General features: G+C 67.0%; 30 protein-coding genes. 13 read left to right on the plus strand and 17 right to left on the minus strand.

The genetic code is table 11. From position 1 onward, the window contains the following. Nucleotides 1-8: 8 nt before the first annotated feature. Nucleotides 9-1,445, minus strand: a complete 1,437-nt coding sequence (locus ACQ86G_RS12475; RefSeq protein ID WP_431260841.1) for an HsdM family class I SAM-dependent methyltransferase — start codon at nucleotides 1,443-1,445, stop codon at nucleotides 9-11. 860 nt (nucleotides 1,446-2,305) lie between these two features. Here ACQ86G_RS12475 and ACQ86G_RS12480 point away from each other — a divergent pair. From ACQ86G_RS12480 to ACQ86G_RS12495, 4 genes are all read left to right on the plus strand, one after another. Continuing rightward, entirely contained in the window at nucleotides 2,306-2,773 is a 468-nt protein-coding gene (locus ACQ86G_RS12480; protein ID WP_431261393.1) for a protein NO VEIN domain-containing protein, read from the plus strand. Nucleotides 2,774-2,950: 177 nt separating this feature from the next. Further along, nucleotides 2,951-3,664, plus strand: coding sequence for a hypothetical protein (locus ACQ86G_RS12485; RefSeq protein WP_431260842.1), 714 nt, complete (start codon nucleotides 2,951-2,953; stop codon nucleotides 3,662-3,664). Between the two features lie 46 nt (nucleotides 3,665-3,710). Next, on the plus strand, nucleotides 3,711-4,181 hold the full coding sequence (locus ACQ86G_RS12490; RefSeq protein WP_431260843.1) for a DUF6795 domain-containing protein: 471 nt from the start codon (nucleotides 3,711-3,713) through the stop codon (nucleotides 4,179-4,181). Nucleotides 4,182-4,252: 71 nt separating this feature from the next. Further along, complete coding sequence (locus ACQ86G_RS12495) at nucleotides 4,253-4,660, plus strand: DUF6795 domain-containing protein (protein WP_431260844.1); 408 nt, start codon at nucleotides 4,253-4,255, stop codon at nucleotides 4,658-4,660. Nucleotides 4,661-4,677: 17 nt separating this feature from the next. On the opposite strand, the gene ACQ86G_RS12500 is transcribed toward ACQ86G_RS12495, so the two are convergent. Next, on the minus strand, nucleotides 4,678-5,373 hold the full coding sequence (locus ACQ86G_RS12500; RefSeq protein ID WP_431260845.1) for a restriction endonuclease: 696 nt from the start codon (nucleotides 5,371-5,373) through the stop codon (nucleotides 4,678-4,680). 206 nt (nucleotides 5,374-5,579) lie between these two features. On the opposite strand from ACQ86G_RS12500, the gene ACQ86G_RS12505 reads away from it, so the two are divergent. Next, nucleotides 5,580-6,428 (plus strand): hypothetical protein, encoded by an 849-nt coding sequence (locus tag ACQ86G_RS12505; RefSeq protein WP_431260846.1) that lies wholly within the window; start codon nucleotides 5,580-5,582, stop codon nucleotides 6,426-6,428. Nucleotides 6,429-6,449: 21 nt separating this feature from the next. Here ACQ86G_RS12505 and ACQ86G_RS12510 read toward each other — a convergent pair whose 3' ends face one another. Then, complete coding sequence (locus ACQ86G_RS12510) at nucleotides 6,450-7,265, minus strand: hypothetical protein (protein ID WP_431260847.1); 816 nt, start codon at nucleotides 7,263-7,265, stop codon at nucleotides 6,450-6,452. Between the two features lie 60 nt (nucleotides 7,266-7,325). Here ACQ86G_RS12510 and ACQ86G_RS12515 point away from each other — a divergent pair, with 60 nt between their 5' ends. From ACQ86G_RS12515 to ACQ86G_RS12525, 3 genes are read left to right on the plus strand one after another with little or no spacing between them, the layout of a single operon-like run. Continuing rightward, nucleotides 7,326-7,586, plus strand: a complete 261-nt coding sequence (locus tag ACQ86G_RS12515; protein WP_431260848.1) for a hypothetical protein — start codon at nucleotides 7,326-7,328, stop codon at nucleotides 7,584-7,586. Between the two features lie 3 nt (nucleotides 7,587-7,589). Continuing rightward, nucleotides 7,590-8,480: a CPBP family intramembrane glutamic endopeptidase gene (locus ACQ86G_RS12520; protein WP_431260849.1), complete on the plus strand. Its 891-nt coding sequence runs from the start codon at nucleotides 7,590-7,592 to the stop codon at nucleotides 8,478-8,480. Between the two features lie 19 nt (nucleotides 8,481-8,499). Then, a complete protein-coding gene (locus tag ACQ86G_RS12525; RefSeq protein ID WP_431260850.1) occupies nucleotides 8,500-9,603 on the plus strand; it encodes a porin in 1,104 nt (367 codons plus the stop codon). 39 nt (nucleotides 9,604-9,642) lie between these two features. On the opposite strand, the gene ACQ86G_RS12530 is transcribed toward ACQ86G_RS12525, so the two are convergent. Both ACQ86G_RS12530 and ACQ86G_RS12535 read right to left on the minus strand, forming a co-directional pair. Further along, the gene (locus tag ACQ86G_RS12530; protein WP_431260851.1) at nucleotides 9,643-10,605 is read right to left on the minus strand and encodes a hypothetical protein; all 963 of its coding nucleotides are present in this window, start codon (nucleotides 10,603-10,605) and stop codon (nucleotides 9,643-9,645) included. Between the two features lie 107 nt (nucleotides 10,606-10,712). After that, on the minus strand, nucleotides 10,713-11,075 hold the full coding sequence (locus tag ACQ86G_RS12535) for a hypothetical protein (RefSeq protein ID WP_431260852.1): 363 nt from the start codon (nucleotides 11,073-11,075) through the stop codon (nucleotides 10,713-10,715). A gap of 192 nt (nucleotides 11,076-11,267) precedes the next feature. Here ACQ86G_RS12535 and ACQ86G_RS12540 point away from each other — a divergent pair, with 192 nt between their 5' ends. Next, nucleotides 11,268-12,059, plus strand: coding sequence for a transporter substrate-binding domain-containing protein (locus ACQ86G_RS12540; protein ID WP_431260853.1), 792 nt, complete (start codon nucleotides 11,268-11,270; stop codon nucleotides 12,057-12,059). Between the two features lie 188 nt (nucleotides 12,060-12,247). Here ACQ86G_RS12540 and ACQ86G_RS12545 read toward each other — a convergent pair whose 3' ends face one another. From ACQ86G_RS12545 to ACQ86G_RS12575, 7 genes are all read right to left on the minus strand, one after another. Beyond that, on the minus strand, nucleotides 12,248-12,370 hold the full coding sequence (locus ACQ86G_RS12545; protein WP_431260854.1) for a hypothetical protein: 123 nt from the start codon (nucleotides 12,368-12,370) through the stop codon (nucleotides 12,248-12,250). Nucleotides 12,371-12,391: 21 nt separating this feature from the next. Next, nucleotides 12,392-14,644: a peptidase domain-containing ABC transporter gene (locus ACQ86G_RS12550; RefSeq protein ID WP_431260855.1), complete on the minus strand. Its 2,253-nt coding sequence runs from the start codon at nucleotides 14,642-14,644 to the stop codon at nucleotides 12,392-12,394. Then, entirely contained in the window at nucleotides 14,641-15,057 is a 417-nt protein-coding gene (locus ACQ86G_RS12555; RefSeq protein WP_431260856.1) for a secretion protein HlyD, read from the minus strand. The genes ACQ86G_RS12550 and ACQ86G_RS12555 overlap by 4 nt, the downstream gene beginning before the upstream one ends. 32 nt (nucleotides 15,058-15,089) lie before the next feature. Then, complete coding sequence (locus ACQ86G_RS12560; RefSeq protein WP_431260857.1) at nucleotides 15,090-15,989, minus strand: HlyD family secretion protein; 900 nt, start codon at nucleotides 15,987-15,989, stop codon at nucleotides 15,090-15,092. A gap of 447 nt (nucleotides 15,990-16,436) precedes the next feature. Further along, on the minus strand, nucleotides 16,437-16,721 hold the full coding sequence (locus ACQ86G_RS12565; protein ID WP_431260858.1) for an EF-hand domain-containing protein: 285 nt from the start codon (nucleotides 16,719-16,721) through the stop codon (nucleotides 16,437-16,439). Nucleotides 16,722-16,867: 146 nt separating this feature from the next. After that, nucleotides 16,868-17,056, minus strand: a complete 189-nt coding sequence (locus ACQ86G_RS12570; protein WP_431260859.1) for a hypothetical protein — start codon at nucleotides 17,054-17,056, stop codon at nucleotides 16,868-16,870. Then, nucleotides 17,053-17,886, minus strand: a complete 834-nt coding sequence (locus tag ACQ86G_RS12575) for an excisionase family DNA-binding protein (RefSeq protein WP_431260860.1) — start codon at nucleotides 17,884-17,886, stop codon at nucleotides 17,053-17,055. Before ACQ86G_RS12575 ends, ACQ86G_RS12570 begins: the two co-directional genes overlap by 4 nt. 108 nt (nucleotides 17,887-17,994) lie before the next feature. On the opposite strand from ACQ86G_RS12575, the gene ACQ86G_RS12580 reads away from it, so the two are divergent. Then, the gene (locus ACQ86G_RS12580) at nucleotides 17,995-18,918 is read left to right on the plus strand and encodes a class I SAM-dependent methyltransferase (protein WP_431260861.1); all 924 of its coding nucleotides are present in this window, start codon (nucleotides 17,995-17,997) and stop codon (nucleotides 18,916-18,918) included. A 92-nt stretch (nucleotides 18,919-19,010) separates the two neighbouring features. On the opposite strand, the gene ACQ86G_RS12585 is transcribed toward ACQ86G_RS12580, so the two are convergent. After that, nucleotides 19,011-20,345, minus strand: a complete 1,335-nt coding sequence (locus ACQ86G_RS12585; protein WP_431260862.1) for a PLP-dependent aminotransferase family protein — start codon at nucleotides 20,343-20,345, stop codon at nucleotides 19,011-19,013. Nucleotides 20,346-20,459: 114 nt separating this feature from the next. On the opposite strand from ACQ86G_RS12585, the gene ACQ86G_RS12590 reads away from it, so the two are divergent. Next, a complete protein-coding gene (locus ACQ86G_RS12590) occupies nucleotides 20,460-21,329 on the plus strand; it encodes a DMT family transporter (protein WP_431260863.1) in 870 nt (289 codons plus the stop codon). Between the two features lie 424 nt (nucleotides 21,330-21,753). Here ACQ86G_RS12590 and ACQ86G_RS12595 read toward each other — a convergent pair whose 3' ends face one another. After that, nucleotides 21,754-22,311: a hypothetical protein gene (locus tag ACQ86G_RS12595; RefSeq protein ID WP_431260864.1), complete on the minus strand. Its 558-nt coding sequence runs from the start codon at nucleotides 22,309-22,311 to the stop codon at nucleotides 21,754-21,756. A 17-nt stretch (nucleotides 22,312-22,328) separates the two neighbouring features. Between ACQ86G_RS12595 and ACQ86G_RS12600 the strand changes: the two genes are divergently transcribed. Further along, complete coding sequence (locus ACQ86G_RS12600; protein WP_431260865.1) at nucleotides 22,329-22,787, plus strand: (2Fe-2S)-binding protein; 459 nt, start codon at nucleotides 22,329-22,331, stop codon at nucleotides 22,785-22,787. Here the strand turns inward: ACQ86G_RS12600 and ACQ86G_RS12605 are convergent. Continuing rightward, entirely contained in the window at nucleotides 22,736-23,119 is a 384-nt protein-coding gene (locus ACQ86G_RS12605; RefSeq protein ID WP_431260866.1) for a hypothetical protein, read from the minus strand. The genes ACQ86G_RS12600 and ACQ86G_RS12605 overlap by 52 nt on opposite strands. Here ACQ86G_RS12605 and ACQ86G_RS12610 point away from each other — a divergent pair. Continuing rightward, the gene (locus ACQ86G_RS12610) at nucleotides 23,106-25,121 is read left to right on the plus strand and encodes a molybdopterin cofactor-binding domain-containing protein (protein ID WP_431260867.1); all 2,016 of its coding nucleotides are present in this window, start codon (nucleotides 23,106-23,108) and stop codon (nucleotides 25,119-25,121) included. The genes ACQ86G_RS12605 and ACQ86G_RS12610 overlap by 14 nt on opposite strands. Nucleotides 25,122-25,195: 74 nt before the next feature. Here ACQ86G_RS12610 and ACQ86G_RS12615 read toward each other — a convergent pair whose 3' ends face one another. Beyond that, entirely contained in the window at nucleotides 25,196-25,528 is a 333-nt protein-coding gene (locus tag ACQ86G_RS12615) for a hypothetical protein (protein WP_431260868.1), read from the minus strand. Next, nucleotides 25,528-25,746: a hypothetical protein gene (locus tag ACQ86G_RS12620; RefSeq protein ID WP_431260869.1), complete on the minus strand. Its 219-nt coding sequence runs from the start codon at nucleotides 25,744-25,746 to the stop codon at nucleotides 25,528-25,530. Before ACQ86G_RS12620 ends, ACQ86G_RS12615 begins: the two co-directional genes overlap by 1 nt. Nucleotides 25,747-25,761: the final 15 nt, after the last annotated feature.

Below are 25,761 nucleotides of genomic sequence, written 5' to 3' on the forward strand. Positions count from 1 at the left end.
CTGGGGCGTCATTCAGGCGTGAAGAAGAGCTCGGTCATACGCTGATTCAAGCACTCGTCGCTTGCCGCCGCTTTATATTCCCTTCCCATCTTCGACAACTGAGCGCGGGTTGGTACGGGAAGTCTGTTGAGGTCGCCGGCATTGATTTGCGTGTGGCCTAGGCGGTCATCCAGATAGGAAGCGACTGCATCCGAATTAATGTAAAGTGCGAGTCCAATTGCTTCCCATTTGGAAAGAGGGGAATTTGCGCCTGCAATCACATTAAGGTGGTTTTCGATGGCTACCTTGGGGCCAAGAGAATCTGAAATAAATGGGGCTGCAATTATCCATTTTGTCGAGTCTCTTGGACTGAAACGTCGAACAAGCACGAGGTTGCCGTTCTGGGTAAATAGCTTCGCTGACTCCGTTGAGTCTTTGAAGTACTCGGCTTTATGTCCTAGCGGCCACTTGATACTGTTTCGTCTGACGTGTGACATCCATAGCAGAGGGTAGGTGTCACTTTCCTGGTCCGTGGCTACCCAATTCTTGGCGCGAAATGGGACAACCCTGCCCGTGGATGCACGCAATCCAATGGATTCAAAGGTATTTGGCAATAGCTCCACGCCCACTTGAGAGTTTCGGTGCGGAATTATGACCGCGCCATTCTCTAGATCGCTAAATACCGAAGCAGTCGGCACTAGTTTTCCGACCCCAGTTTGAAGATCGGCTGTTCCAAGGCTGGAGCTGATCATGACCTCGTCTTGCTGGGGTGCTTGGATGCTCGCCCACGTAATCATTGTTTCTTGCTGAATCTTGTCGGCTTTGAACGCGGCTTCTCTATCGTGGAATACATGAACCGCATGAATTTTTATACGGCAGAGAAGGTATTCGCGAAGACGAGAGAAATAACTTCCGCTGGTCCAGCTGCGTGGCGTTAGAAAGCAATAGAAGCCGCCACGATCAAGATGATCGGCGCAGGCCGCCATAAATAGACCATAAATATTCGGTTGTCCGTGAATGACCGCAGGAAGTGTCTTGGCGCGAAGGTCATCCTTGCGAACTTTAAAATACGGGGGATTTGAGATGATTGCGTCAAATCGCTCAGAGGGGCGATTCAAAAGAAAATCCTGATGCCGAATGGAAAAGCTGACTTTGAAACCGTGCGATTTGGCCTGAGTGCGCAGCGTGCGAGCCAACGCGCGCAGACGTTCGACCATTTGCTGGTCCACCTCATATAGTACGAATGAAACCAGCTTTGGCTTCTTTGGAATCGTCGTGATGTGCCTAAAAACGGCCTCCACAAGGTTTCCAGAACCGGCCGCTGGTTCTAGTACGCGAAAGTTTTCTGGCAGAGCGGTCTCGAGGAGGCGCGAAGCCATGAACTTTGCGATCGGGGCCGGGGTCATGTATTGACCGAGCTGACGTTGCCCTTGATCTGCGGACTTCTTCTTGCGGCGAGATGACATTTCGGGCTTGAGTTCTATGGCTTGGCGTTCTTCAATGGCCCATGAGGGACGGTGACGACGCGGTTGCGAAGATCGGGTTGGTCCCGAACGTGGACTTCGATCGGCATCCTGCGGGCCACTGCGACGGTTGAACTACGCAGTCGCTTATTCGTCGATGAGGAGCGGGATCGAGAGATCTTAAGGCCGGTGCGCGAGGCAGCGTCACGGTGAGTGCGAGTGCGCTACACCCTCTGTGGGGGGCGTGGCCGGGGCGCGGCTCTCAACTCTTGGCCGCTAGGCTGCGGGGATGCATTGGCTAGAGTGCCTTCGCTGTGCGTAGTTCGGGCTGCAGCTGTCAGAGAATGATGAAGACCTGCAAATTTGAGGAACTGTGTGCGCAATGCCAATGCCGGGCGTGGCGGGCGCCTCTACCGCTTTCGGGTGTATGACCGCTTCGCAATTCGGCTGATTTTTTAGACAGCTGCAATGGGGGAAGCTTGGCGGACCTTGGCAAAGCGGAATCGTCCAAGCGCCTAGGGGCTGCGGCAGTTTTGTTCTGTTGCTGACCCTAGGGGAGGCCGCTACGACGACGGGATGGCTACTTGCGCAGGAAGTCCGAGGACCAACAACGCCTGGACATGCTATCGATCCAACGCCTGAGTGCTCACGACCCCGGGCAGAGAGCAACTTTCACTTATTCATTCGCTCGGTACGGCAAAGCGAAAACGCCTATCTCGGCCTCCTCGAGTACATCGAGCACGACCTCGAGAAGCAGAACCCATGCGAGTTCGTCTGGCGCGTAATGCGCTGGGAGCTTTTCGGGTTCCGACCTGAGGCCGATGGGGCCGCTGTTCTCGCCGCCGCGGCTGATGCCGGTGACGATGCATTCAAATCTTCCGATTACGCCAAGCAAGCTGCTGGACGTGGCGCCTCCGAGGCGCTTAGCGAAGGTGTCGCGAGCTCTCCGCTCAAGCAGACATCAGACGAACTGGGCATGGCTCTTCGAGACGAGAGGAACCGCAGTCTTGGAGTTCGCGGCGAGAAGCTCGTCGAGGCGGGCCGGCGGGATCTTGCTGATCAAGTCGAGGCCGTTGCATTCGTTGTTAGCCGTTCGGGTTACGACATACGATCATTTGAAGTGGACGAGCGAGTCTCACACCGAGGTGAAGGCAACAGCCTGCCCCAAGTCCGCAGCGTTTTTCATCTCCGCCAACAGGGTGAGGGCCTCGGTGAAACACCCCGATGAATTCCGGATCTATCGAGTGTTCGGACTTCGCGGCGAAGAAGAACTGACTGGCTACTACGCCCGCAAGGACGGAGTCACTGAGGTGCTGCATCTCGTGTCGTAGTCCTCTCGAGAGCTGCCGAGCCCTGTAGCTGAAGCCGATTGATCAGCTAGACCCGCACCGGGATCCGCAAGCAGGCAAGTGACTTTCAACATTCCCCCCGCCCTAGACTGGCCGGCTGGCCTCTTTCGCTCCTGCGCAAGACCTGGCCCTCACCCATCCCAGTCCTGGAGCCCGAAGTTGACGATCACCCAAGCCGACCGCGCCCCTACGAACCCTGGCGGTTTGCCTGAAGCGGCGCTCGCGCAGCTGAACGACGTCCTCTCCCGCTGCCCGGCCACCTTCGCCGAGCACGTCCGCAGCGTGTTCGCGATGGACCACCTGGAATGGACCGTCGTCGACCAGATCACCGAGTCCACCCCCGCCTGGCGTCCCGCCACCCAAGCCCTGCTGATCACCGGCGACCTCGACATCGACGGCAACGTCCTCGTTTCCTCGAGCCAGCCCGTCGACGACACCTACCTGGTCGTCCTCGGTGCCGTGCGTTGCCGCAACTTCATCGTGGCTGACGGCGCCGCGTTCCTTGGCGCGGGCGCCCTCACCGCGAAGGAGGCCATCGTCTGCACCTCCCGGGGCAGCGTCACGGAGGTCGTCGGCGACCTCCAGGCGACCTTGCTGGATTCCGGCCCGGGCGCCTGGATCGACCTCCACACCAAGTCGCAGTTCGCCAAGGTCCAGCATCTGTCGTCCTACGTGATGGTCGCCGGCGACCCCACCCACGCCGACGAGGACGCCGATCTCACCGAACTCCTGGTCGACGAGGCGCTCGAAACGGAAGAGTGGGATGACCTCGATCCCGAGGAACAGGAAGACGAAGACAAGGCCGACTACGTGCGCGTCAACCCGCACCAGGCCTTCGATCTGCTGGCGGAAGGCAAGTCCATCCTCGCCTGAGGCACCTCCCGCCGCCTGACGACATCGCCCCACGAGGACCTCCCCCATGAAACGCATCGCCGCCTGGTTGGCCGTGCTCACCCTCGCACTCTTCGCACTCGGACTCACCATGGCCTTCTTCAAGACCTTCACCCTGTTCTCCGCCGTGGAGGGGACCGTCCTGATGGAGGGAAAACCGGTGGAAGGCCTCGAGGTCCAGCAGACCTGGTCCTGGCACTGGGGCGAGAAGAAGGGCAGCGCCGTGACCCGTACCGACGCCCAGGGGCGCTTCCATTTCCCGGTCGTCACCGGGCGCTCGATCACCGGCAGCCTGCTGCCGCACCAGCCGGTCATCGAGCAGAGCATCCTGTTCGTCCATCAAGGCAAGGTCATCGACGGATGGTCCCATGGCAAGGACAACTACGAGGATCAGGGCGAGCTCAAGGGCAAGCCCCTTCGGCTGGTCTGCGACCTCAAGGACGAGGCCGTCGGCCGCCCGGAGATCCGCAGCTTCGGCATCTGCACGGTGCAGCCGTGAGACGCGCGCTTCTCCATCGCATCGCGGCCTGGGCCGTGCTCACCATCGGACTCTTCACGCAGGGACACGCCATGGCCTTCTCGAAAACCTTCCACCTGTTCTCCGCCGTCGACGGCATCGTCCTGATGGGGGGCAAACCGGTGCAAGGCGTCGAGGTCCTGCAGGACTACTCCTGGCACTGGACGGACGAGAAGGCCAGGAACGTGACCCGCACCGACGCCAACGGGCGCTATCAGTTCCCCGCCATCATGGGGCGCTCGTTCAGCGGCAGCCTGCTCCCCCACGAGCCGGTCGTCGAGCAGCGCCTTCAGTTCGTCTGGCAGGGCAAGACCTACCAAGGGTGGTACCACTCGAAGCACAACTACGACGAGCTCGGCGAACTGGGCGGCAAGCCGCTGCGGCTGGTGTGCGACCTCAGCGAGGAGCCCATTGCGCGCCCGGAGATCGGCAGCTCCGGCATCTGCGCGCTGCAACCCTGAGCGTCTGGCGCCGGGAGTCAGGCGTCGGGCGTCAGGCCGGCCTCGTTCCCTTGCACACCGGATACGTCGAGCACGCATAGAGCTGCTGACCCGCCGTCGGCCCGCGCTTGAGCGTGCGCAGCACCATCGGCTGCGAACACGCCGGGCAGACCACCATCGTGACATCCGCCGGCGCCGGCTGCGACGCGGGCTGCGAGTCGAGCGGCGGCGCGGCCGAGGCGGCCAGCAGCGCCGCCAGCTTCGGCCCGTCGATGAGCCGCATGTTGCGGCCCTCCGCGAACGAGATCGCTTCCCTGGTGAACCGACCCGACGTCACCACGAACTCCACCCGCGGCGCTGCGCGCCGCCATCACCCCGTAGAGGTCCCTCGCCGCGCTGACCCCCACCTTGTGGGCCTTCCAGTGCCGGCACTGGACGAGGAAGGTCTCGTTCCCCGTCCTCGCCGGCTTGCGCAGCACGAGGTCGACGCCGCCATCGGGGCCACCGCCGCCGATCTCGACCACGGTGAAGCCCTTCTGCCGGAACGCCTCGCCGAGTTGCAGCTCGAACTGGTGCCAGGTCATGCCCTCGATCGCGGCGGCAGCCTCCCCTCGGGCGGACTGCTCGCGCCGCGTCCGTCCCGCGAGCTGCCGAAGGAAGGACACCACCGCGCCCGGCCATGCGACCGGATTCACCGAACCCTCTCCCGAGGACCCCTTCTTCTCTCTGGCCATGTCGGCTCTCTCCCTGAAGACGAACGGCGAGTATCGCGACCGCGTCACCTCCGGTGCACCAGACTGGCGCAAGAACGCGCCCCAAGCGTTATCGAGTACGCATTCGGCGCCTGAAGCCCGCCGGCCTGCCGCGGTTGTCGGCCAGAATCCGCCCGCACTCAGAACAACAGCGCCGCAGTCGCGCCCATCACCCCAGGGAGGGGCCCATGTCCACCACCATTTCCGCCCTTTGGCGGCCTCACGCACGGTCTCACGTACGGCATCACGCACGCCTGGCCGCGATCGCCGGCCTGATCGTCCTCACGCTCGGCCTCGGCGCCTGCGACCAGCGCGCCCGCGACCTCCGGGAGTACGAACGCTCCATCGTCAAGGCCACCCCGTTCCTGCAGGTCCTCCAGCGCGGCAAGTTCCCGACCGACGCCGCCATCAAGGCCGCCGACATCGGCCCGTACGAGCCGCTGCTGCTGTCGCAGATCGGCTTCCGCCGCGAGATCAAGCGGGTCCTCGATGCCTACGAGGCCAAGTGGGACGCGCTCGACGTCGACGGCATGCTCCATCCCGAACAGTCGACCAACGCGGCCAGCCGCGCGCGTTCCATGGCGAAGCTGCGGGCGGCGTCGACCTGGAACAGCGAGTTCGAGGACCAGATGACCACCGTGATCGAGCAGGGCGAACGCAAGGTCCTGGCCGAGATGAAGAAGGCCCCCTACGACTCGGCGACGGCGGGCAACCGCTTCAACGAGCAGGTCACGCGGCAGTACGACTACTACATGGACCTGGCAGCTTGGCGGACCGACTTCCATCGCCATGCGGTCGAACTCCTGACGCTGCTCGACACCCACCGGAAGAGCGTCCAGCTGAAGAAGGGCGCCCAGGTTCAGCTGGTGTTCAGCGACGAGGCGGTCCTGAAGCAATACAACGCGAAGGTCGAGGAGATCCAGGCGGTGGTGGCCCGCAGCCAAGCCATGAACGACAAGTTCAATGCCGATCAGGCGAAGATCGAGAAGACCGTGATGGACGCGGTGGAGCGCGCCCGCATCAACACCGCCCGCTGAGCGCCGCGGCGGGCGGCACGCTCAGTCCTCCGCGCCCAGCAGCTGCCCGATCTCGCGGCGGTTGTTCCGCACCGCCTGGTCCAGCACCGGCACCAGCGCCGCCAGGCTGCTGCCCCGCGCCGTCACGAAGCGCTCGGCCAGGTTGCCCAGCGGCGCGGGGCCGACCTTCAGCCGCTCCAGGTTGCCGCCCGAGTCCGTGATGCGCTGCCTCAGCACCCGCACATCCGCATTGAAGTGATTCGCCAGCAGCACGTCGCAGCGGCCGGCCATGAGCTGCCGGATCCTCGTCCGGAAATCCCCGGACACGTACTCCGCGGCAAAGAGTGACCCCTTGGCCTCTTCCAGCGTGCGTCCGTAATCGAGGCCCCGCACCAGGCACACCCGCAGGTCCTTGAGGTCCTCCACCGCGCGCAGCTCGCGATCCACCTCGCTCCTGGCGATCGGCCACACGCCGCTGACGAAGACGTCCTCCGAGAACAGCAGCCGCGACGAGCGGCTCGACGACCGCCCGGCCCCGAACCCCAGCGTCCAGCCGTTCTCCACCAGCGTCAGCAGGCGCGGCACCGGCACCAGCTGGTAGTCCCACGCGAGTTCCGCGTTCCGGCCGATGAGCTCGAGCACCGGCTTGATCCGCGCGATGTTGATCCCCTCCGGCAGCGCGAGCGGCACGACCTGCGTCATGGGCACCACCGGCGCGGCCGAGGCCTCCGCCCCCAGCGCGAGCAGCGGCGCCAGCACCACGGCACGACGGCGCACGCCCGTCCGCCGCGCGGCGACGGTCACGCCTGCCGCCTCCTGCCGGTCCCCACCCACGCTCACCCCCTCGACGCGCTGCATGACCACGATCGCTTTCTTCGGCGCCGGTGTGCCCGGCTTTGGCGACGGAGGCTACCCGCGATGCTTGAAGGCTTGGTGAAGGAGGCGTTGACGTGCGGCGCGCGGAATGAAACAGGGCGCCAAGGGGCCACGGGTCAGGGGTGGCTGGAAAAAATCCGCCGCAGGTTTTCCGATATTCCTGTTTGGCGCACGCCAGTTAATCAACCTCATGGGGTTTGCGATGGTTTTCTGTCGAATCTATTAACTCAAGTCATTGTCCTCGCTGATTTAAGTAATCGGGAAGCTCCCATTGCCGCGTCTGTCGGGTTGAATAGGATTTGAGCGATGATTTCAAACCCGATCGACCCTATTCAAGATATTGATCCGCCCATCGAATTCCTGGGCCGTGCCGCCAAGCGGTTTCTCGAATTCACGCTGTTGCTGCTTTCTGCCGCCGCCGTGTGCGTCCTGGTGGGCATCACCGGACGCGCGGTCCTGGATGCTGTCGCCGCCGATCCGACGCGACGGGTGCCTCCCCTGTGGGGCCTCTCGTTGATCTGCGTTCAGATGCTCGCGGCGCTCTGGATGCTGTCCCTCCTCAAGCGCGGGGATTCGTTGCGCACGCTCTTCCGGATTCGGCTGCGTGCCACCCTCGGACTGGCTGTCGGCGCGACCGCGTTGATCCTGGCGGCGGCGTTGCTCGTCGATTGCCCGGCAATCCTGACGAACGGGTTCTACCCGATCAATCCGAATGTGCATCCGGAACTCTGGGAAACGACATTGGCGACGATGGCCATCTCCGCCTTCCTCGAGGAGCTGTTTCACCGGGCGCTGCTCCAGCCATTGATTGCCAGGCTCTTCTCCAGCGAGGTGGCCGGCCTCGTCGGTGCGGCCGTGATATTCACGGCGATGCATGCGAAGAAGGACGTGGTCCTCATCATTCCCGGGGCCCTGTTGCTGGGCCTCGTCTTCCTGCGCACGCGGTCGGTGGTCTGCACGACGGTGCTTCATCTTGCGATGACCGTGACGCTGGACCTGCTGAAGGGCCGCAGCCTCATGGTGTCGCCGCTGCTGAGCCCCGAAGAGTTCGCGCCGATGCGACCCGCCATCGGCCTGGCGCTCGTCCTGCTCGCGATCGCCTTCGAGTGCTGGCATCGCCGCGCCGATCGACGCGCCATGCCGACTCCCCCGAACGAGAGAATCGCCAACGCCGCCGCCGAGCCAACATCGGTGTGACGCCACCTCGCTCGCTCCGATGCAGTCGCGCTCCTTCCCCTCGCTCGTCCTCGGCGGCCTCGCGCTCATCGCGTCCGCCGCCCACGCCCAATCCACGGTCACCGTCTACGGCCGCCTCAACGTCTCCCTCGAGCATGCCGACGCCGGCCATTCGCCGCGCGACCGCGCCGTCAACCGCGAGTCCAACAACCGCTCCGTCATCGGCTTCCGCGGCGTCGAGGACCTGGGCGACGGCGTGCAGGCGCTGTTCCAGATCGAGGGCTCGCTCGCGCTCGACTCCGGCGTCGGCCCGTCCCTGGCCAACCGCGACACCCGCGTCGGGCTGCAGACGCCTTACGGCCTGGTGTTCGCCGGCCACTGGGGCACGCCGTACCTGCTGGCCACCAGCACCCTCGATCCCTGGTACCCGACCACCGCCGGCTACATGGCCCTGATGGCCAACGGCTCCGCGCCCACCACCAACCACCTGGGCAACACCGCGTCCTTCGACCGACGGCAGCAGAACATCGTCCAATACTGGACGCCCGCGTGGAGCGGCCTGCCGGGTCTCAGCGGCCGCTTCGGCTACGCCTTCAACGACGGCGAGGTCGGTCCCAACGGCGCGCGCCCGCAGCTGCTGTCCGGCTCCCTCACCTGGGACGACGGCCCCTGGAACCTCGCGCTCGCCCACGAGCAGCATCGCGACTACCAGGGCCCGCATCTCACCGACTCCGCCACCAAGCTCGGCGCCGCCTACCGGTTCGGGCCGGGGCGACTCGCCGCCGCCATCGAGCGCCTGCGCTACGAGACGCCGCTCGGCGCCTTGACCCGCGACAGCGTCTTCGTCGCCGCGACCTGGCAGATCGGCGCCACCAGCCTGCGCGCCAGCTTCACCCACGCGGGCGAGGGCAAGGGCCCCGCCGGCACCCGCGTCGGCTTCGTGTCCGCCGGCGACGACACCGGCTCGCGGCAGTGGACCCTCGGCGCGGACTACACGCTGTCCAAGCGCACCGGCTTCTACGCCTACGTCTCGCGCATCGACAACCAGGCCCGCGCCGCCTACGACTTCGCGATCAACCCGCTGGGCGTCGGCATCGGCGAGAAGCCCACCGTGGTCGCGATGGGGATGCGGCACAGCTTCTAGAACTGCCGCAGATCCGTCATACAGGATCAGCGATGGGCATCAAAGGATGTTGCTCTTGGGACTGAACGAAAAGTCTAGTAGCGACGCAGACTCGACACCGTCTCCGTTCTTCTTGCGTTGTTTCCCAGCACGTAACGCGAGCCATGTGCCCTCGCTCAATCGAACGTCGATGCCGACTGCATGTTTGAAAACGGTCTGCGAAGGCACCGCTTTCTGAGTGCCTCGCACATCGCTCGCTTCTATCAGGCCTCGGACCTTCGACGTCCCGCCGCTGATGCGAGCGGCAATCAGCGTCGTATTCGTCTTGACAACGGATCCCTTGGCCAATTCGGTGAGAACGGGCTCATTCCTCGTGTGCTTCCAGGTCACTGAAATCGCGGCACCCTCTTCTAGCATCTTCGATCCCAGATGATCGAAGCCGTATATCAAGCTGCCGGCGAATGCTGTCCCTAGGCTCGTGGAGCGACCTTCATCCGCTCGAACCTTTCCAGTTGCGACAGAAAGGGATAGGCGCGATAGATTCCATTTCTTTGCCAACTCGGCTTCCTTGGCCACGATGCAGTTGGTGTAGGCCGTGTTCGCTGCCGCGGTGTCTCCAATCTGACCCGGCGCAGTGATCGGTGGGCTCCAAGTGCAGGACTTATGGACCGCAATGAGTGGGTCAAAGTCTCGGTCCAGAATAAGGCTGCTCTCGATGGAAACGGCCCGACGAGACATATCGACATTGCTGACCTTCGAACTGCCTTGTGCATAGGAGAAGGTGGTGTTGCCCCAAGCCCTTGCCAAGTAGCCAAAGGCATCGTTTTTGGCGTAAGTCGACAGACTCATCGGAAGCAAAGCGCTTCGAGCCGGTGTAAATGAAACACCCGCCTGCCCGCCATTGTTGCTGACCGATTTAATGGCAGCCACCAATGTGCGTGCGTTCTCAACCGCGATGACGGCGTCTCCGCCAATGCCCAGCACTTTCCCCGCAGACACCTGCCCGGCCGCAGTGTCAGTCAAGAGCTCTTTGATGTCCGTGATTTCCGTCGATGTCGCAGTTCCTTGTGCGAAGACTGCGCCTGTAGCACATGACGTCGTGAGTACCAGGATAAGGCTTGAAGCGTGCCTCATGAGACCACCATCTCGATGTCCGCACGGAGATTGACAATGTCATTTGGCTTTGAAGAGCTGTTGGCATCGCCGTTCTTTTGGAAGGCCTTGACCCCCTCAATGTCCAACTGTGCGTTGTAGATGCCATTCAACGCCTCGCGGGCGATTCCGATCAACACACATACGTACGGTCCTTTGGGAAGCTGCAACGATTCAGCTTCGTGCACAACGAGCGGGTTCGTGAAGTTGATGAGCTTGATCGGACGGTCGGCGGGCGAATATTTGTCCTTCTTATGCCAGACCTGAACCTGGCATTGGATGTCTGCCCCGCCCTGGCGGGCGAATTGAAACGTTACAGGGGAATTTGCTGCAATCGCCATGAGATGCTCTCAAAAGAATGGGAGCCCGACGGTATCGAGGCGCACAGCGGGCCGCATCAGCTGGACTGTGGATGACGCTCACGACAACCGGCTTCAGCCTGTCCCTCATGTCTTGCGCGGCATATCCATATGCCCGTTGACGGGGGCGACTGGTGGCAACATCGGCCCTTCCTACGAACAACGAGGGGCCCCATGAAAGCACTCCGCACTTCCCTGATCGCAGCCGCGCTGCTCGCCGGCGCTTCGCTCGCGGCCCACGCCGCCGACCTGCTCGACGACGTGAAGTCCCGCGGCACGCTGCGCGTCGCCGTCGAGGGCACCTACCCGCCGTTCAACTTCAAGGACGCCAAGGGCCAGCTCGACGGCTTCGACGTCGACATCGCCAAGGCCCTCGCCGCCAAGCTCGGCGTCAAGCCCGAGTTCACGACCACCGAATGGAGCGGCATCCTCGCCGGCCTGCAGGCGGGCAAGTACGACGTCATCGTCAACCAGGTCGCCGCCACCGACGAGCGCCGCAAGACCTTCGACTTCAGCGCCCCCTACGTCACCTCGTATCCGCAGCTGATCATCCGCGCCAACGAGACCCGCGCGCTCAACACCGCCGCGGACCTCAAGGGCAAGAAGGTCGGCGTCGGACAAGGCTCCAACTTCGCCGAGCTCGCCAAGTCCTGGGAGGGCGCCGAAGTCCGCACCTATCCCGGCGCCACCGAGTACCTGCAGGACCTCGCCACCGGCCGCATCGATGCCGCCCTCAACGACAGCCTGCTGATCCCCTACCTCAAGGACAAGACCAAGCTGCCCGTCAAGGCCGGCGCCGCCATCGGCAAGCCCGCCACCAACGCGATCCCGTTCCGCAAGGGCAGCCCCAAGTTCCAGGCCGCCATCGACAAGGCGCTCGCCGACCTCCAGGCCGACGGCACCTACGCCAAGATCTCCACCAAGTGGTTCGAACGCGACGTCAGCAAGCCGATCGAGAACAAGTGATCCAGCGCTGATCCTGCGCCGGTCCTGCGAGGACCCGCCGCGGATCCTCTGCTGAACGCGCGGTGATCGGACCGATCACCGCAACGGGCCGACGCGATGTCTCGCGCCGGCCCTTTTCTCTTGGACGTCTGCAAGCCTCTCGCAGACGTCCCGGCCACCGGGTCACGATCAGTGCCTCGGCGAACCGCTCACCATCCCATCAGGAACTCGTACGAGACCTGGCAGGGCGCACGGCCCTCCGGCGTGCCCGCCCAGTGATCGCCGCCGCTCACCAGCGCGATCTCCTGCGTCGTCAGCTCTTCGAACATCATCTGCCTTTCGTGTCATGTCAGTCATGAGGACCCGTTCGTCCGCAGCCCCATGCCGCGGATGAACACCCATCGACGGGACCGGTGGAAGGCCGTTCCGCCGTCGATGTGGATCAACTCTAGGTCGAGGGGCTGGCAATGAAACTCCCCGCGAGAGGGCGTCGATGGGGGCCACCGGAAGGGGAGAGGCGAGGCCTCGCGAAGCGCACCGCGCTCGAGTACCACCACGCGTTCCGCCCCGGCGATCGTGTCCGGCCGGTGCGCGATGATCAGCCGCGTCAGCGGCAGGTCGGCGAGGTGCGCCGCCACCGCGCGCTCACGCTCGACGTCCAGGTGGCTCGTCGCCTCGTCCAGCGCCAGGATCTTCGGCTCGCGGTACAGCGCGCGCGCCAGCAGCACCCGCTGCTTCTGGCCGCCCGACAGCCCGCCGCCCAGATCGCCGACCAGCGTCTGGTACCCCATCGGCATCGCGCGGATGTCCTCATCGATCTGCGCCAGCACCGCGCAGGCCCGCACCCGCGCCAGGTCCTGCCTGGCGTCGAAGAATGCGATGTTGTCCGCCAGCGAGCCGCTCAGCAGCACGTCCTCCTGCATCACCGTGCCGATGCGGCCGCGCACGTTCTTCAGGCCCAGCTGGCGCAGCGGGATGCCGCCGTAGCGCACCTCGCCCTCGACCGGCTCCAGCAGGCCCAGCAGCACCTTCAGCAGCGTCGTCTTGCCCGCGCCGCTGGGCCCGGTGATCGCGACGCTCTGGCCCGCCGGCACCGTCAGCGTCACATGGCGCAGGATCCACGGCTCGCGCTCGCCATAGCGGAAGCTGACGTCGCGCAGTTCCAGACTCGCGTCCAGGTGCGCGAGGTCGTTGGCGGCCGCCTCGTCGGGCTCCGGCGGCGCCAGCGCGATGTCGGCCAGCCGCTCGGCGTGCAGGCCGAGCATGCGGAACTCGACCGCGAAGTCGATCAGCGCCGACACCCGCCCGGTGAACTGCGTCCGGTAGCTGAGGAACGCGAACAGCATGCCCACCGTCATCGTCACGCTGCCGGCCTGCTGCCCGTCCAGGATCAGGCCGGCGCCGAGGTACAGCACCGCCAGGTTCTCCACGCCGAAGACGAAGGCGTTGGCCGTGCTCATCGCCATCGCCAGTCTGGCGGTGCGGATGTCGCGGTTCTGGACCTCGACGATCAGGTTCTGCCATTGCGCGCCGCGCTCCTGCTCGCGGCCGAACAGCTTCAGCGGCGTCATCGCGCGAAGCGTCTCGAGGAAGTGCGTGTTCTCGCGCGCGGCGACGACGAGCCGCTCCGCGGACGCCTCCTTCAGCGGCCGGTACGCGGCCCAGCGCAGCAGCCCGTACACCGCGACGGCGCCCAGCACGACGAGCGCCAGCGGCCAGGCGTAGAGCGCCATCATGACCAGCGCCGCCACGGCCATCAGGCCGTCGAGCATCGCCTCGACCGCGGAGGTGGTCAGCGTCTTCTGGATCGCCTCGACGGCGCCGAAGCGCGAGGTGATGTCGCCGAGGTGCCGCCGCTCGAAGAAGCCGACCGGCAGGCGCATCAGGTGGGCGAAGGTGTTGCCGCGCCACTGCAGCGACAAGGTCTGCGACAGCAGGATCAGCATCCACGAGCGCGCCAGGCCCAGCGCCGTCTGCGTGACGAGCAGCAGGCCGAAGCCGGTCACGAGCACCTTCAGCAGGTCGCGGTCGCCGGAGCTGAGCACGTCGTCGACGATGAGCTGGTTGCACAGCGGCGCGACGATCGCGAAGAGCTCCAGCACCAGCGCGACCAGCAGGACCTGCGTCAGCGAGCGGCGCAGCCCGAGCACCTTGCCGGTGAGCGCGCCCAGCGACACGCGCGGCGCGGGCGCGACGGGCCGGAAGGCGGCGTTCGGGGTGAATTCGACCGCGACGCCGGTGAAGTGCGCGGAGACCTCGGCCAGCGTCAACCGACGCGCGCCGACGGCGGGATCGAGCACGGTGACGACCTGGCCGCGCACCTTCGTCAGCACGACGAAGTGGTTCATGTCCCAGTGCAGGATGCAAGGCAGCGACAACTTGCCCAGCAGCGACAGGTCGAGCTTCAGCGGCCGGCCGGAGAAGCCCAGGCCGGCGGCGACCTCGAGCACGTCGCGCAGCGCCATGCCCTTCAGCGCGGCGGGGAAGCGGCCGCGCAGTTCGGGCAAGGTCACGGCAGTCCCGTGCGCCGTGGCGATCATGGCCAGGCAGGCAAGGCCGCATTCGGCGATCTCGGACTGCAGGACGAGGGTCGGACGCACGGTCATGGCCGGACCCGTCCCGCCGTCGCGAGCAGGGGCTCCAGCAGCCACTCCCAGATGCGTCGGCGCTCCAGGGTCACGTCGGCGTCCAGCGCCATGCCGGCGCGCAGCGGCACCGCCTGGCCGTAGGCGGCGATGTCGTCACGGTCCAGCCGCACGTCGATCCGGTACAGCGGCTCGTTGGCCTGCGCCGCGCTGACGAGTGCCTGCGCCTGCCCGGCCGGCAGGTCCTGCGGCGCGATGGGCGTCGGACTCACCTGGGCGACCTGGCCCCGGGCCATGCCGAACTTCTGGTACGGATAGGCCGCGTAGCGCAGCCACACCGGCTGGCCCGGCTGCACGAAGCCCACCGTGCGGCTCGGCGCGTAGAGCTGGGCAAGGAGTCTCGGCGCAGGGCCTGGTGCCGCACCGGGCGCCATGCCCGGTGTCCTACCCGGTGTCATGCCCGGTGTCATGCCCGGGGCCGAAGTGCCGGATGCCGCGGCGTCGGACGCCGCAGTGCCGGGGGCGACATGCCGGGCGTCGGCACCAGCGTGACCAGCGTCTGGCCGGCCTGGACCGCCTGTCCGTTGCGGAAGGGCAGGGCGCTGACGCGCCCGTCGCGCGGTGCGGTGACGGCAACGCCGGCGCGGGCCTGCAGCTCGGCGCGCTCCTGCGTGAGTTGCGCGGCGACGCGATCGAGCTGTGTCAGCGAGGTCGCCAATCCCGTCGGAATCGAGGCGAGTTCCGATGCCAGCGACTGCGATTCGCGCGTCAGTGTCTCGATGGCGCGCTGCGCGCCGCGCTCCCGCGCGCGAAGGTCCAGCAGCTCCTCGTCCTTCTGCTGGGTCTGGATCTCGGACACATAGCCGCTCGCCGCCAGCGCCGCATAACGCTTCAGGCTGCGCTGTGCGAGTTCGACGCGCTGGCGGACCATGCCCAGCTCCTCGGTCGCCTGCACTGTTTCTGCGCGCAGGCTGCGCAGGCGCGCGACGAGGGTCTCGCGGTGTTCGTCCGCCTGCCGGCGCTGCAGCCGCCGCTCGGTCTCGAGGCTCTCGCGCCGGGCCTCGATCGCGCGCAGGTTGAGCGCCGTCATGTCGCCGCCGTCGACCAGGCGCTCGCTGCGCACGCGCACCAGGGCCTGTCCGCGTCGCACCAGGTCGCCCTCGTCGACCAGCAGCTCCTCGACCTGTCCGGCCAGCGGCGCGGCCACCTGCAACAGCCCGCCGACCGGCATCAGCAGCCCCGGCACACGCGCCTTGCGCGAGACCTGCCCGATCAGCGCGAAGCCGATCAACGCGATGGCCAGCACGGTCGCGATCGACGCGACGAGCGCGAATTCCGGTCGCTGCGCGACGCGGATGCTCCCCATCCATGAGGCCTGCCGAGACTCCAAGACCGCTGCCCGAAACATGTGATGCCTGCTCGTTCCTGACGCCGCGCGTGCGACAACGGACCGGATTCTTGGGCGGTTCCCCGCGCGGCGACAGGGGGTACGGAAAGGCTTCGAAAGAGGATTGACTTCCCTGGGCCTGGATGCTCCGGACCAGGCATCCCGGCGGTCGATGACGGGGATGTGTGGCGGCCCGACCTGTCGAAGTCGGTCGGTCATCCCCGATGTGTGATCGAGGAGCCGTCGGAGGCACCAGAACGAGGCGGGACACCGGCGGCCCCGCCGATTGGCCGAGGCGCAATGACCGAGGTGCGCGATGCAAAGAGCGGCGCGGATGTGGCGCGGCGCCCACGCCGGTGAGGGCGGGGCGCCGCGGGGGAGCCGGTCGAGGCCGGTCGAGGCCAGTCGCCGAGGGCGACGGCGGGCTTACTTCTTGCGGTCCTTCATCTGGGCCGCGGCGTACTGCTTGACCTGGTCGAGCGTGACTGCGCCGGTCTTCTGCGTGTCGACCTCGTCGAAGTGCTTGGCCAGACGGGGCATGCCGGCCTCGGCTTCGGCCTTGGTGAGCTTGCCGTCGTGGTCCTTGTCCGCGGCGGCGAACCGGTCCTCGAGCTTCTGGGCGGCCTTGCCGTTCTGAGCCTGCGCGGGCAGGGCGGTGAGGGCCAGGGTGGCGACCACGGCGCCGGCCATGGCGGTCAGGACTGCTTTCATGGGAACTCCGCTGAAGTGGAGCCCCGAGCATCGCCGCGCTCTGTGCTGCCGTCGATGACCCGACGGTAAAGCTTCGTCAACGGGTGTCGCTGTCGTTGCGTGCTCACGGCTGCATGTGTCTTGCAGGGCATGTGAGCCGGGCGCTGTCAGGACCTGGCGTTCTTTCGTTCTGTCTGAGACCAGAACGGCAGGAAGAGCTGAGCTTCAGCCAAGTCCAGAAAGACTGCGCGCAGGTACTGGGGGATCAGCACGTTGGCATCCAGGAACACGGCAAGAGCAGCCGAATCGACCAGCGCTTCCAGGGTGGGTGTGGGGCACTTCTGAAGAGGCTTCATCCAGGGCGGGCCCTCTTGGTCGATTTGCTCTTGGAAACGTTGCCCGCAGGCTTGCGGGCGGGCCTGTCCTCCTTGCGGGCCGGCCTGTTGCTCGACGGCGACGGGGCAGCGCTCTTGGTAACCTCGGAGTCGCCCACGAGCCATCCGTCGCGTTCAAGAGCCGCCACGGCGTCCGCCAGTTCCGCCTCCATGAGAGGGGCGACCAACTCGTTCATCTCGTCAAGATGCGCACGTCGACGCAGATGCTCGTCGCGGTACACCAGCACTCGATCCCGCGAGACTCGCCGTTGCCCGCCTTGGGTGACTGCGACTGCACCCAAGAGGCCGCGATCGCACAACATCGCTACGTGAGGCCGGCTCAAGCCCAGCAACTGGGCCGCTTCCGACGTCCGGATCAGATCCGACGCGGGCTCTGCCTTGGCGGGCGCCGTGGCCGGTACCAATCGAAGCAGCACCGATCCCGGCTGCGTGGGGTCCGCCAGATACTCCACTTTCACCCGTCGATCTCCAAAGGTCTGGTCCCTCACCCGCATCACCGAACTTGCCAGCACTTCCAGGTCGATCAGCGCCTGTTCCAAGGTGCGATGCACGTCAGCCAATGCTTCCGGCGCCGGATAGGGCTCGTCCGCGCTCAGATGCGCGCAGATCGCAAGCGCTCGCTGGATGGCGGCGCTGACCGATTCCGGCGCGCTGTTGCTCGCGCCCGGCGCGAGGCGCATCGGCTTCGATCTGCGTCGCGGCTTCTCGAGCTCCGCCAGTGGAGCCGGCGGCGGCTTCGCCCTGCGACTTCGAGACGGGCGGACGGAGGCGGAAGGCTTCGAGGTGCTCATAAGGAGCATCCTATCGCGGTCACCATCAACTCGAAAATAGCGAAATGATGCTGGCCGATCAAAGTCTGCCCGCCTGTCTACACTGGCGCCCCTTCTCCGAGTCCCTCCATGCAAGCGCTCCTCGACGCCATCGCCACGCTCCAGCGGCCCACCGACGCCTGCCGCGTCTTCCACGGTCGCGGAGGCCGCTTTCCCGGCTGCGAGCAGTGGGCGCTGGACGCTTATCCGCCGGTCTTCCTGCTGACCAGCTTCGCGCCGGTCACGGACGAGGAGCTCGCCCGCATCGGCGATGCGCTCACCGCGCGCTGGGCCGAGATCGCGCCGGGCGAACCGCTGAACTGGCTCTTCCAGCACCGCGACGAGAACCGGCCCACCAACCGCCTGATGGCCGGCGCGCTGCCCGACGAGCATGTCGTCGAGGAAGACGGCGTGCGTTTCCACGTCAACCTGCCGCACGGCCAGAACCACGGCTTCTTCCTCGACATGGCCGAAGGCCGCCGCTGGGTGCGACGCTGGGCGCAGGCGCATCCGGGCGGCTCGGTGCTCAACCTCTTCGCCTACACCTGCGCGTTCTCGGTCGTCGCACGGCATGCGGGCGCCGGCGCCGTGGAGAACTACGACATGGCGCGCGGCCCGCTCTCGACCGGCCGGCGCAACCACCAGCTCAACGGCGTGCAGGATCGCGCCGCGTTCCATGCGCACGACATCTTCAACTCGTGGGGAAAGATCCGGCGCGGCGCGCCCTACGACCTCGTCGTGCTGGATCCGCCGAGCTTCCAGAAGGGCAGCTTCGTCGCGACCAAGGACTATGCGCGGCTCGCCCGCAAGCTGCCCGAGCTGCTGGCGCCCGGCGGCCAAGCGCTCGTGTGCCTGAACACGCCCAAGCTCGGCCCCGGTTTCCTGCGCGAGACGATCGCCGCGGAGGCGCCCGGGCTCGAGTTCGTCGAGCGCGTCGCCAACCCCGAGGCCTTCGCCGATGTGTCGGACGAGCGGGCGCTGAAGGTGCTGGTCTACCGTCAGCCTGCCCGTTGAGCGCGGCGCGCAGGTCGTGCGGCCTTCGTGTGCGCGTCGCCCGTCCAGGGCCTGGCGGCGACTGATGGCGACCGCGCGGACCTGGTCAAGCGTCAGAAGCTCCTTGCCTCGATCGCCTCCCTGACGCGGTCGAGCGCGACGCGCAGCCGCGCGAAGTCCACCGATCCGAGCGCCAGCCGGATCGCATGCGGCACCTGCTTCGTCGTGGCGAAGGGCTCGGCCGTCGACACCGACACCCGCTCGTGCTGCAGCGCCATCGCGACCTGGTCTGCGCGGACCTCCTCGCCCAGCGGCAGCCACACGAAGTAGGACGACGGATGGCCGATCCGCTTCATCGCGCCCAGCCGCTCGGCCACGAGGCGCTGGCGCCGTTTCGCGTCCTCGCGCTTCTGCGCTTCGAGCCGCGACACCGTGCCGTCTTCGAGCCAGCCGGTGGTGATCGCGGTCATCACGCCGGGCGTGTTCCAGGTCGTCGCGCGGATGGCCCGCTCCAGGGCGTGGACGCGATCCGCCGGCGCCACCGCGAAGCCCACGCGCAGTCCCGCCGCGACGCTCTTGGAGAAGCCCGAGACGTAGACGGTCCGCTCCGGCGCCAGCATCGCCAGCGGCGGCGGCGGATCTTCGGCGAGGTAGGCGTACGCGCCGTCCTCGATGATCAGCAGGTCGTGCCGCCGCGCCAGCGCCACCAGCTCGCGACGGCGTGTCGCGGCCATCACCCAGCCGAGCGGGTTGTTCAGCGTGGGCATCGTGTAGATCGCCTTCACGCGACGTCGCCGGCACAAGGCCTCCAGCGCGTCGAGATCGGGTCCCGCGCCAGCCGCCGGCACCGACGCCAGCTCCAGCCGCTGCATCCCGGCCACCAGGCGGAAGCCAGGGTAGGTCAGCGCGTCCACGGCCACGACATCGCCCGGCTCCAGCAGCGCCATCAGCGTCACCGCCAGACCGTGCTGCGCGCCGTCGACGATCAGCACCCGGTCGCCGTCGACGCTCAGGCCGCGTCGCGCCAGATGGCGCGCGATCGCCGCGCGGTCCGCGGGGCGGCCGCCATGCGGCTGGTAGCGCAGCAGCGCTTCCAGGTCGCCCGCGCCGGCCAGCTGGCGCAGCGCGCCGCGCAGCAGTTCGGCCTGGCCGGGCAGCGAGGGGTAGTTGAAGCTCAGGTCGACCATGTCCGCCGCGACCGCGTCCAGGTCCACGCCCTGGCCGGTCGCGAGCGCCGTCTCCTTGACGAAGGTGCCGCGTCCGGTCTCGCCGCTGATCAGCCCCATGGCCTGCAGCTCCGCATAGACCCGCGTCGCCGTCACCAGCGCGAAGCCCTCGCGGCCGGCAAGCTCCCGGTGCGTCGGCAGTCGTGCGCCCGGCGGCAGCGCGCCGGTCCGGATCTCCGCCGCCAGCCGGTCCACCACCGCCTTGTATCTGGGCTGCGCCATGCCTTCCGCCTCCAATGCCAGACGTTCGTTCCGCCTGTATCCATGACAATTCTTTGATTGTATTGATGCGCTCGCCTACGCTGCGTCCTCACTCCCCATCGAGGCATCGAGGACATGGACACCGCATCGCGAGGCTGGCTGAACGGATTCATCGGCATGCTGATCTTCAGCGGCTCGCTGCCGGCGACACGGGTCGCGGTGGCGGACTTCGATCCGGTCTTCCTCACGGCGGCGCGCGCCACGATCGCGGGCGCACTCGCGCTGCTGGCCTTGTGGGGGCTGCGGGCGACGCGTCCGACGCGCGCGCAGGCGGTGCCCCTCGTCATCGTCGCGGTCGGGGTCGTCATCGGCTTCCCGCTGCTGACGGCGTTGGCCCTGCAGCACGTGACCTCGGCGCACTCGGTCGTGTTCATCGCGCTGCTGCCGCTGTCGACGGCCGCGTTCGGCGTGCTGCGCGGCGGCGAGCGGCCACGGCCGGTGTTCTGGATCTTCTCCGTCCTCGGCAGCCTGCTGGTCATGGGCTTCGCGGCGGCACAGGGCCTGACCGCCTCGCCGGCCGGCGACCTGCTGATGCTCGCGGCCATCCTCGTCTGCGGACTGGGTTATGCGGAAGGCGCCAAGCTCTCCCGTGTGCTCGGCGGCTGGCAGGTGATCTGCTGGGCGCTGGTGCTGTCGCTGCCGGCGATGCTCGCGCTCGCGCTGTGGCGGCTGCCGGCCAGCGTCACGGGCGTGGGCGCGGCGGCCTGGGTGGGGCTCGGCTACGTGTCGCTGTTCAGCATGCTGATCGGCTTCGTGTTCTGGTACCGCGGCCTGGCCCAGGGCGGCATCGCGGCCGTCGGACAGCTGCAGTTGCTGCAGCCGCTGTTCGGACTGGCGCTCGCCGCCGGGCTGTTGCATGAATCGGTGAGTCCGGCGATGCTCGCGGTCACCGTCGCCGTCATCGGATGTGTCGCCGGGGCCAGGCACTTCTCGCGCGCCCGCTGAGGGCTCCCGGGCGTCTCCCTTGCCCGTCGTCGCCGCCGGTGGATCGGGCAAGTTTCCCGTCGCATCAGGCAAGCCATGGCCCCCGTCGTCTTCCTAGACTGCCCGGGTCACGACGCAGCAATCAGGAGATGGACATGGGTGCTCGCTTCGCATGGGATCCCGCTTGGGGATCCTCGTGGTCATGGCCGCTGCCGTCGCCCTGCGCGATGGCCTGCACGGCCATGCTGGGGCTCGCGGCCGTCACGCCGCCCGTCCACGCCGCCGACGATCCCGGCAACTTCCAGCCGACGCCGATCTCGGCGACGCCGAACCGGCAGGACGGGCTCGCGGCCTTCGCGCAGCTGGAGCGCGTGCTGAAACATCCGCGATGTCTGAACTGTCACGTGCCGGACTCCCCGCTGCAGGGCGACTTCAGCCGCCTGCACTACCCGCCGGTGCAGCGGGGCCCGGACGGCAAGGGCGTCGCGCCGCTGCAGTGCACGACCTGCCACTCGACGCAGAACAGCCCGCTGCCGCACGCGCCGCCGGGACTGGAGACCGACGGCAAGCCCGGCTGGCACATGCCGCCGGCGACCATGAAGATGAACTGGGTCGGCCTGCAGGGCGCGGCGCTGTGCAAGGTCTTCCGCGAGCCCGGGACCAACGGCCACCGCTCGCTGGCGATGCTCGAGCAGCACATGGTCACCGACCACCTCGTCGCCTGGGGCTGGAAGCCCGGACCGGGACGCGCGCTGCCGCCGCTGGACAAGGCGACCTTCGACGAGCAGGTGCGGACCTGGATCCGCAACGGCGCGCCCTGCGACGCCACCGAGCCGCTGCGCAAGTCCGTCGGCACGACGAAGGCCGACGCGACGCAAGGCGTCGTCGAGCACCTGCGCGCACTCGCCACGAACGGCACCGATGCCGCCGGAGCGACCGGCGCCACCAGCGCCCCCGCGGCACAGGCGGCACAGGCGGCACGAGCGGCATCAACGACCAGCAAGCTTCGAGGAGCCAGCCATGATCTCGTTCCGTCTCAACGGACAAGCGCAACAAGTCGACGTCCCGGGCGACACGCCGGTGCTGTGGGTCCTGCGGGACACGCTGGGCATGACAGGGACCAAGTTCGGCTGCGGCATCGCTGTCTGCGGCGCCTGCACGGTGCACATCGACGGCGAGCAGCGCCGCGCCTGCGTCACGCCGATCGAATCGGTGGCCGGCCAGCAGATCACCACGATCGAGGCCATCGGCGGCGACCGCATCGGCCTGGCGGTGCAGGACGCGTGGGTCAAGCACGACGTCGTGCAATGCGGCTACTGCCAGAGCGGCCAGATCATGGCCGCGGTGGCGCTGCTCAAGACCAATCCCAAGCCCAGCGACGCCGACATCGACGCCGCCATGAGCGCCAACCTCTGCCGCTGCGGCACCTACGTGCGGATCCATGCCGCCGTCAAGGACGCCGCCTCGGCGCTCGCCTGAAGGAGCACGACATGCGACCCATGTTCCAGTACCTGAGCGGTGAGTTGCCCGAGGGCATCGAGGATGCCGGCATGGAGGCCGGTGACCGCGCCGGCGCCGCCGGCCTCGCGTCGACCGGAGGCGGTGGCCTCGGCCGGCGCGTGTTCCTGAAGATGAGCCTGGCGTCCGGCTTCGCGCTGTACGCCACCGGTGCCGGTGCGCAGGAGGCAGCCGGGGGCGGCGCGTCCGCCGCGAGCGCAGCCGGCGCTCCGGAAGGGCTCAAGCCCTTCCAGCAGCTCCTCGGCCTTCGTCGCGATCGATGGCGACGGGATCGTCACGGTGACGATCGGCAAGATCGACTTCGGCCAGGGCGTGCAGACGGCGCTGCCGATGCTGGTGGCCGAGGAGCTGGACGCGGACTGGAGCAAGGTCCGCTGCGAGCTCGCGCCGGCGGGCGAGGCCTACAAGGATCCGTTCTTCCACATCCAGATGGTGGGCGGTTCCACCAGCATGAAGGCGTCGTGGCAGCAGTACCGCGAGATCGGCGCGCGGCTGCGCGCGATGCTCGTCGCGGCCGCATCGAAGCAGCTGAACACGCCGGCCGCGCAGCTGCGGACGGAGGCGGGCAGTGTCGTCGCGCCGGACGGCCGACGGCTCGGTTACGGCGCTCTGGCGAAGGCGGCGTTCGCCGAGCCGGTGCCGGCGGCGGTCCGGCTGAAGGACCCGTCGCAGTTCAAGCTGATCGGCAAGCCGATGAACCGGCTCGACGCGCGCGCGAAGTCGACGGGTCGCCAGGACTTCGGCATCGACGTCAAGCTGCCGGACCTGCGCACGGTGGTGATGGTCCACCCGCCGGTCTTCGGCGGGAAGGTGGCGACGTTCGACGCAGCGGCCGCGCTCGCGGTGCCCGGCGTCGAGGAAGTCATCCAGGTGCCGCTGAGCGGCGGCGCGACCGGTCTGGCCATCATCGCCAACGGCTTCTGGCCGGCGCGCAAGGCGCGCGAGCTGGTCAAGGTGGACTGGAACCTGAGTGGTCTGGAGCGCGTCGACAGCGCGGCGCAACTGGAGCAGTTCCGCGCACTGGCGAAGCAGCCGGGCGCCTCGGTGCAGAAGGCCGATACCTCCGCGCTGGAGGCGACGGGCGCGGCGAAGGGCGGCAAGGCAGCACCGGGCCGCATCACGGCGGAGTACACCTTCCCGTACCTCGCGCACACGCCGATGGAGCCGCTGAACTGCACGATCGACTTCCGTGGCGACCGCTGCACGGTGTGGGTGGGTTCGCAGTTCCAGACGGTGGACCAGGCGCAGGTGGCGGGCGTGCTCGGCCTCAAGCCCGAGCAGGTCACGTTGAACACGATGACGGCGGGTGGTGGTTTCGGTCGCCGTGCGACGCCGACGTCGGACTACCTGGTTGAAGCCGCGCAGGTCGCCAAGGCGCGCCATGCCGCGGGCAAGCGCGGCCCGATCAAGATGATCTGGACACGCGAGGACGACGTGCGCGGCGGCTTCTACCGCCCGACGCACCTGCACCGCGTCGAGATCGCGCACGACGGCAAGGGCCAGGTCCTCGCGTGGAAGCATGTGATCGTCGGCCAGTCGATCACGATGGGCACGCCGTTCGCGGACTTCATGGTGAAGAACGGCGCGGACGCGACGATGACCGAAGGCGTGGCGGAGAGCGCCTATCCGTTCCCGATCGCGCTGGACGTGCACCACCCGAAGGTCAACGTGCCGGTGCTGTGGTGGCGCTCGGTGGGGCACACGCACACGGCCTTCGTGATGGAGACGCTGGTCGACGAGCTCGCGCGCGCCGGGAAGATCGACCCGGTGGCGTACCGGCGGCGGCTGCTCGCCAAGCATGAGCGCCACATCGCGGCGCTGGACCTGGCGGTCGAGAAGTCCGGCTACGGCAGGGCGAAGCTGGCCAAGGGGCACGCGTGGGGCGTGGCGGTGCACGAGTCCTTCAACACGGTGGTCGCCTACGTGGTCGAGGTCTCGATCAAGGACGGCCGGCCGGTGCTGCACAAGGTGACGGCGGGGGTGCACTGCAACCTCGCGGTGAACCCGCGCACGATCGAGGCGCAGGTGCAGGGCGCGCTGGTGATGGGCGTCGGCATGACGCTGCCGGGGGCACAGATCACCTTGAAGAACGGCGAGGTCGAGCAGGGCAACTGGAACGACTACCGCGTGCCGATCCACGTGGATGCGCCGAAGGTGGACCTGCACGTCGTGCCGTCGGCGGATCCCCCGACGGGGATGGGCGAATGCGGCGTGCCGCCGATCGCGCCGGCGATGGCGAATGCGATGGCGGCGTTGACGGGGAAGCGGATCAGGAGCCTGCCGTTCCCGGTGTGAGTTCGCGCCCATTCACGAGAACCTTCTGCCTTGGCGTCCGGCGCAGCCGCGCCGGACGAGGGCAAGCCGATGGTTTACTGCAAGCTGTCCAGCAGATGTGAACTGTCCACACCAAGCGACGCGAGTTGTTCCTCGACCATCGCGAACAAGGCTTCAGGCGGCCTCCCGGGGGAACTCTCCGCCACGCTGCGCTGTAAAGAGGCGACCCGATGGATCAACTCGTTGAAACGCCGGAGGTTGGCAGGATGAACCACGTCATCCGTGCCGACCTCGTAGGTGTCGCGCGCGTACATTGAGATGAGGTGGATCAGGCGACTCAGCCAGATGATCTGATCGCGGCGTTGGAGCGCGAGGAAACGCGCCAGCTCCGAAGGCCATGTCGACGTGGTGCTTGGCGGGGTTGTCATCAACGCTTGAGACGGCGGATGCCGAAGTACAGGAGCATGTAGTAGCCGGCGGTGATTGCCGAGGAGAGGGCAACGAGCACGTTCTCGCTCGTTCCGATGTCGAAGAACATCAGTCCGATGCCCGGTGCGATCGCAAAGGAGATTGCGAACACTCCCATTGAATGGGCGACCGCATAGCCCATCGATTCGACAAGCAGTTTTGCCAATACCGCCAGCAAGGGCGATCAGTGGGA

The sequence above is a fragment of the Roseateles chitinivorans genome (assembly GCF_050632145.1).
Classification (GTDB): Bacteria; Pseudomonadota; Gammaproteobacteria; order Burkholderiales; family Burkholderiaceae_C; genus Roseateles; species Roseateles chitinivorans_B.

Excerpts from the sequence above, each read along its gene's own strand:
- ACQ86G_RS12515 (WP_431260848.1), top strand. The coding sequence starts at position 7,326 with ATGCTTGAAGGCTTGGTGAAGGAGGCGTTGACGTGCGGCGCGCGGAAT.
- ACQ86G_RS12525 (WP_431260850.1), top strand. The coding sequence starts at position 8,500 with ATGCAGTCGCGCTCCTTCCCCTCGCTCGTCCTCGGCGGCCTCGCGCTC.
- ACQ86G_RS12500 (WP_431260845.1), bottom strand. The coding sequence starts at position 5,373 with ATGGCCAGAGAGAAGAAGGGGTCCTCGGGAGAGGGTTCGGTGAATCCG.
- ACQ86G_RS12575 (WP_431260860.1), bottom strand. The coding sequence starts at position 17,886 with ATGAGCACCTCGAAGCCTTCCGCCTCCGTCCGCCCGTCTCGAAGTCGC.
- ACQ86G_RS12585 (WP_431260862.1), bottom strand. The coding sequence starts at position 20,345 with ATGGCGCAGCCCAGATACAAGGCGGTGGTGGACCGGCTGGCGGCGGAG.
- ACQ86G_RS12545 (WP_431260854.1), bottom strand. The coding sequence starts at position 12,370 with ATGATGTTCGAAGAGCTGACGACGCAGGAGATCGCGCTGGTGAGCGGC.
- ACQ86G_RS12570 (WP_431260859.1), bottom strand. The coding sequence starts at position 17,056 with ATGAAGCCTCTTCAGAAGTGCCCCACACCCACCCTGGAAGCGCTGGTC.
- ACQ86G_RS12505 (WP_431260846.1), top strand. The coding sequence starts at position 5,580 with ATGTCCACCACCATTTCCGCCCTTTGGCGGCCTCACGCACGGTCTCAC.
- ACQ86G_RS12615 (WP_431260868.1), bottom strand. The coding sequence starts at position 25,528 with ATGACAACCCCGCCAAGCACCACGTCGACATGGCCTTCGGAGCTGGCG.
- ACQ86G_RS12535 (WP_431260852.1), bottom strand. The coding sequence starts at position 11,075 with ATGGCGATTGCAGCAAATTCCCCTGTAACGTTTCAATTCGCCCGCCAG.
- ACQ86G_RS12475 (WP_431260841.1), bottom strand. The coding sequence starts at position 1,445 with ATGTCATCTCGCCGCAAGAAGAAGTCCGCAGATCAAGGGCAACGTCAG.
- ACQ86G_RS12555 (WP_431260856.1), bottom strand. The coding sequence starts at position 15,057 with ATGGCGCCCGGTGCGGCACCAGGCCCTGCGCCGAGACTCCTTGCCCAG.
- ACQ86G_RS12510 (WP_431260847.1), bottom strand. The coding sequence starts at position 7,265 with ATGCAGCGCGTCGAGGGGGTGAGCGTGGGTGGGGACCGGCAGGAGGCG.
- ACQ86G_RS12600 (WP_431260865.1), top strand. The coding sequence starts at position 22,329 with ATGATCTCGTTCCGTCTCAACGGACAAGCGCAACAAGTCGACGTCCCG.
- ACQ86G_RS12480 (WP_431261393.1), top strand. The coding sequence starts at position 2,306 with ATGCATTCAAATCTTCCGATTACGCCAAGCAAGCTGCTGGACGTGGCG.
- ACQ86G_RS12495 (WP_431260844.1), top strand. The coding sequence starts at position 4,253 with ATGGCCTTCTCGAAAACCTTCCACCTGTTCTCCGCCGTCGACGGCATC.
- ACQ86G_RS12580 (WP_431260861.1), top strand. The coding sequence starts at position 17,995 with ATGCAAGCGCTCCTCGACGCCATCGCCACGCTCCAGCGGCCCACCGAC.
- ACQ86G_RS12565 (WP_431260858.1), bottom strand. The coding sequence starts at position 16,721 with ATGAAAGCAGTCCTGACCGCCATGGCCGGCGCCGTGGTCGCCACCCTG.
- ACQ86G_RS12590 (WP_431260863.1), top strand. The coding sequence starts at position 20,460 with ATGGACACCGCATCGCGAGGCTGGCTGAACGGATTCATCGGCATGCTG.
- ACQ86G_RS12490 (WP_431260843.1), top strand. The coding sequence starts at position 3,711 with ATGAAACGCATCGCCGCCTGGTTGGCCGTGCTCACCCTCGCACTCTTC.
- ACQ86G_RS12540 (WP_431260853.1), top strand. The coding sequence starts at position 11,268 with ATGAAAGCACTCCGCACTTCCCTGATCGCAGCCGCGCTGCTCGCCGGC.
- ACQ86G_RS12520 (WP_431260849.1), top strand. The coding sequence starts at position 7,590 with ATGATTTCAAACCCGATCGACCCTATTCAAGATATTGATCCGCCCATC.
- ACQ86G_RS12560 (WP_431260857.1), bottom strand. The coding sequence starts at position 15,989 with ATGGGGAGCATCCGCGTCGCGCAGCGACCGGAATTCGCGCTCGTCGCG.
- ACQ86G_RS12550 (WP_431260855.1), bottom strand. The coding sequence starts at position 14,644 with ATGACCGTGCGTCCGACCCTCGTCCTGCAGTCCGAGATCGCCGAATGC.